Raw genomic sequence first — 4,953 nt, forward strand, 5'->3', positions numbered from 1 at the left:
GGTCAAGCGCGGCCGCCACCACAACGAACTGACCCGCTACCGCTACGACGTGACGCTGCACAAGCGGACGGCCGTACCGGTCGAGGCGCGGGACCTGAGCTGGAACCGGGACGTTGCCGACCTTGCGGAACTGCGCGAACTGCTCAGGCGGCCCGGCACCGGCCCGGTCCGCCTCACCGGGGTGCCGAACCGCCGGGTCGCACGCGAGGCCGACCTGGCCCGGGCGGTGCAGAACGGCGACGGCACGCTCGCCGAGCTGCGGGAACGGCTGCACGCCCCGGAGGATGACAACCTCCCCGACCCGGAGGACTTCCACGCCCTCGCCGAGGACCTCGGCCTCCGGGTGGACGTCACCTGGTCAGCCGACGTGCCCGAAGCCCTCGACGTGCTCTTCGCGGACCGGCCGGGAGACGCCCCCGTCGAGGCCTACCGGCCGTCGCGGCCGGCCGGCGCCGCGCTGTCCTCGCTCACCAACCGCCCGACCGGCAGCCGCACCAGCGGCGCCCTGGTCGCCGAACTGCGCGAGCGGCTGCGTGAACGCCTGCCCGAGTACCTCGTGCCCTCGGCCCTCGTGGTCCTGGACGCGATGCCGCTGACGGCCAGCGGCAAGCTCGACCGTCGAGCCCTGCCCGCCCCCGACCTGGGAGCGGCCACCGGCGGGCGGGCACCGCGCACCCCGCAGGAGCAACTGCTCGCCGAACTCTTCGCCGACCTGCTCGGGCTGCCCCGGGTGGGCGTCGAGGACAGCTTCTTCGACCTCGGCGGGCACTCGCTGCTGGCAACCCGGCTGGCCTCCCGTATCCGGGCGGTCCTCGGTGCCGAACTGGAGGTCCGGACGCTGTTCGAGACCCCGACCGTGGCCGGGTTGGCGGCCCGTCTCGACGGCTCCGTCACGGAACGGCCCGCGCTGACCGCCCGGCCCCGCCCGCACCGGGTCCCGCTGTCCTTCGCCCAGCGCCGCCTCTGGTTCCTGCACCGCATGGACGGGCCGAGCGCCACCTACAACATGCCGCTCGCACTGCGCCTGGACGGCCCGCTCGACCGGCAGGCCCTGCGGGCCGCCCTGGCGGACGTGATCGCCCGGCACGAGAGCCTGCGGACCGTTCTGAGGGAGGTGGAGGGGGAGCCGTACCAGCTCGTGCTCGGCGCGGCGAAGGCGTACCCGGAGCTCCCGGCGATCGAGCTCGCCGAGAACGAGCTGTCCGAGCGACTGGCACGGGGTGCCCAGCGCGGCTTCGATCTGGCCGCCGAGCCGCCGGTCCGGGCGGAGCTGTACGTGCTCGCCCCCGAGCGGCACGTGCTGCTCGTCGTGGTCCACCACATCGCCGCCGACGGCTGGTCGATGGGCCCGCTCTCCCGGGATCTGGCGTCGGCCTACGCGGCCCGCTGCCGGGCGGAGGAGCCGCAGTGGTCCCCACTGCCGGTCCAGTACGCCGACTACACGCTGTGGCAGCGCGACCTGCTCGGCGAGGCGGCCGACCAGGACAGTCTGTTCGCCCGGCAACTCGGCTACTGGAAGGAGGAGTTGGCAGGCCTGCCGGACCAGGTGCGGCTGCCCGCCGACCGGCCCCGGCCAGCCGAGGCCTCCCAGCGCGGTGGCCGGATCGCGGTCCGGCTCGACGCGGACCTCCACCGGGAGCTGCGGGACCTGGCCACCGGCCACGGCGCCAGCATGTTCATGGTGCTCCAGGCCGGCCTCGCCGCCCTGCTCACCCGGCTCGGCGCCGGCACCGACATCCCGATCGGCAGCCCGATCGCCGGGCGGACCGATCAGGCGCTGGACGAGCTCGTCGGGTTCTTCGTCAACACCCTGGTGCTGCGCACCGACACCGGCGGTGACCCCGGCTTCGCCGAACTGCTCGGCCGGGTACGGCGGAAGGCGCTGGCCGCCTACGCCCACCAGGACGTGCCGTTCGAGTACCTGGTCGAAGCCGTCAACCCCACCCGGTCGCTGGCCCACCACCCGCTGTTCCAGGTCATGCTGGCGCTCCAGAACGCCCCGGCCGGCGAGTTCGCCCTGCCAGGGCTGGAGACCGCCCACCTGGAGGCCCCGACCGGCACCGCCCGCGTCGACCTGACCGTCAGCCTGGCCGAGCAGTACGGCCCGGACGGCGTCCCGGCGGGCGTGCTCGGCGCGGTGGAGTACGCGACCGACCTTTTCGACCCGGCCACCGTGGAGCTGCTGTTCGCCCGCTGGGTGCGGCTGCTGCGGGCGGCCGCCGCCGAGCCGGACCGGCCGATCGGCCGGCTCGACCTGCTGTCCGGCGAGGAACGCCGTGAGCTGCTGGTCGGATTCAACCGGACCGACGCCGAACTGCCCGAAGCCGGTCTGCCGGAGCTGTTCGCCCGCCGGGTGGCCGCCACACCGGACGCGGTCGCGGTGGTCGCGGGCACGGCCGAACTGACCTACCGGGAGCTCGACCTGTGCTCCAACCGGCTGGCCCGGGCACTGATCGGCCAGGGCGTCCGGCCGGAGACCCCGGTGGCGGTGCTGCTGGAGCGCTCGGCGGAACTCGTCGTCGCGATCCTGGCGATCGTCAAGGCGGGCGGTGCCTACGTGCCTCTCGACCCGCGCTTCCCGTCCTCCCGGATCGACCTGATCATCCGCGAGACCGGCGCGGCGTTGGTGCTCACCGAGGACGTGCTCACCGCGCTGAGCCAGGCTGAGAGCGATGACTCCGACCTGGAAGTCGTGTGCGATCCACGGCAGTTGGCGTACGTGATGTACACCTCCGGCTCCACCGGGAAGCCCAAGGGGATCGGGGTGACGCACCGGGACGTCGCGGGCCTGGCGTTCGACCCGGGCTGGGCGAACGGCAGTCACCGGAGCGTTCTGCTCCACTCCCCGGCGGCCTTCGACGCCGCGACCTACGAGCTGTGGGTGCCGCTGCTGGGCGGCGGGCGGATCGTCTTGGCACCTTCCGGGCACCTCGATGTCGGCGCGTTGGCGCAGGTCATCGGCCGACACGGCGTGACCGGGCTGTTCCTGACGGTCGGCCTGTTCCACCTCGCGGCGGAGCAACAGCCGGACTGCTTCGCAGGGGTGCGCGAAGTGTGGACGGGAGGTGACGTGGTGTCGCCCACCGCGGTCGCCAGGGTGATGGCCGCGTGCCCCGGGACTTCGGTGGTCCACGTCTATGGACCGACCGAGACCACCACGTTCGCGGTGTCCCAGCCGCTGAGCGCACCACCCGTCCCTGCCCGAGCCCTTCCGCTCGGCCGGCCGATGGCGAACATGCGGCTCCACCTGCTCGACGCCGGACTGCGGCCGGCGGTGCCGGGCGCGGTCGGCGAGCTGTACCTCGCGGGGGTGGGCCTGGCCCGGGGGTACCTGGCCAAGCCCGGCCTGACCGCCGGGCGGTTCGTCGCGGACCCGTACGGTCCCGCCGGGCAGCGTATGTACCGCACGGGCGACCTCGCCCGCTGGCGGGCCGACGGAACCCTGGAGTTCGCCGGCCGGGCCGACGGCCAGGTCAAGTTGCGTGGCTTCCGGATCGAGCCCGGTGAGATCGAGATCGCGCTCACCGGCCTCCCCGGCATCGCCCAAGCCGCCGTCGTGGTCCGCGAGGACCGGCCGGGCGACAAGCGCCTGGTCGCCTACCTGGTGCCCGTCGACGAGGACGCGCCCGTGCCGGACGACCTCGCCCGCCGCCTCGGCCGCGAACTGCCCGACTACATGGTGCCGTCGGCGTTCGTGGTGCTGGACGCGCTGCCGCTGACCGCCAACGGCAAGCTGGACCGGGCCGCCCTTCCCGCCCCCGAGTACCGGGCGGCGGGTGCCGGCCGAGGCCCACGCACCCCGCAGGAGCAGTTGTTGTGCGGCCTGTTCGCCGAGGTCCTCGGCCGGGAGCAGGTGTGCATCGACGACAGCTTCTTCGAGTTCGGCGGGCACTCCCTGCTGGCCGCCCGACTGGTGTCGCGCGTCCGTGAGACGCTGGGCGTCCCGGTGGGCCTGCGCACGCTGTTCGAGGCACCCACCGTGGCCGGCCTCACGAGCCGTCTCGCGATGAACGACCCCGAGGACTCCTTCGACGCGGTGCTCCCGCTGCGGTCGACGGGCACCCGCCCGCCGCTGTTCTGCATCCACCCCGGTGGTGGCATCAGCTGGTGCTATTCCGGGCTCCTGAACCACCTCGGCCCGGAGTACCCGGTCTACGCGATCCAGGCGCGCGGCCTCGCGCGCGCCGAGACCCTGCCCACGTCCTACGAGGAGATGGCGGCCGACTACGCCGACCAGATCCAGAAGATCCAGCCCGACGGCCCGTACCGGCTGCTCGGCTGGTCCGCCGGCGGGCTGATCGCCCACGCGATCGCCTGCGAGCTCCAGGCCCGCGGCGAACGCACCGAACTGCTGGCGGCCCTCGACGCCTACCCGGTCAAGGACGTGGTGCTCGAAGAGTCGCCCGTGCCCACCGAGCGGGACGTGCTCGTCGGCATCCTCGACTGCGATCCCGCCGAACTCGGCGAGGGACCGCTGTCCTACGCCGAGGTCGCCGAGATCCTCCGGCGCCGGGGCAGTGCCCTGGCGCACCTGGACGAGCAGCGCATCGAGGCCGTCGTCCGGATCATGATCAACAACGCCGAGCTGGCGGCCACCCATGCCCCCGGCAGGTTCGAGGGAGGCCTGCTGCTCTTCAACTCCACGATCGACCGCACCGAGGACTCGGCCGGTTCCGGGACCTGGCGGCCGTACGTCACCGGCCGGATCGACCCGTACGACATCACCACCCGCCACGACCGGATGACCCAGCCGGGCGCGCTCGCCCAGATCGGGCCGATCGTGGCCGCCCGCCTCGCCGAGCTCACCGGTGAAAGCACCCCTTCCCGCCTTTCCCACCAGGAGGACTGATTCCCATGGCCAACCCCTTCGACGACCAGGACGGCACCTTCCTCGTGCTCGTCAACGACGAGAACCAGCACTCGCTCTGGCCCCAGTTCGCGGACGTCCCCGAG

General features: G+C 73.3%; 2 protein-coding genes. Both read left to right on the top strand.

The genetic code is table 11. The features are described 5' to 3' along the window. Positions 1–4,849 (top strand): amino acid adenylation domain-containing protein (locus ACFU7Y_RS40060; protein WP_380771301.1); only part of this gene is annotated, 4,849 nt, incomplete at its 5' end. Positions 4,850–4,854: 5 nt separating this feature from the next. Next, positions 4,855–4,953: MbtH family protein (locus tag ACFU7Y_RS40065; RefSeq protein ID WP_380771302.1), on the top strand; the 99-nt coding region annotated here is incomplete at its 3' end.

It is taken from the genome of Kitasatospora sp. NPDC057542, from assembly GCF_042801945.1.
Lineage (GTDB): Bacteria > Actinomycetota > Actinomycetes > Streptomycetales > Streptomycetaceae > Kitasatospora.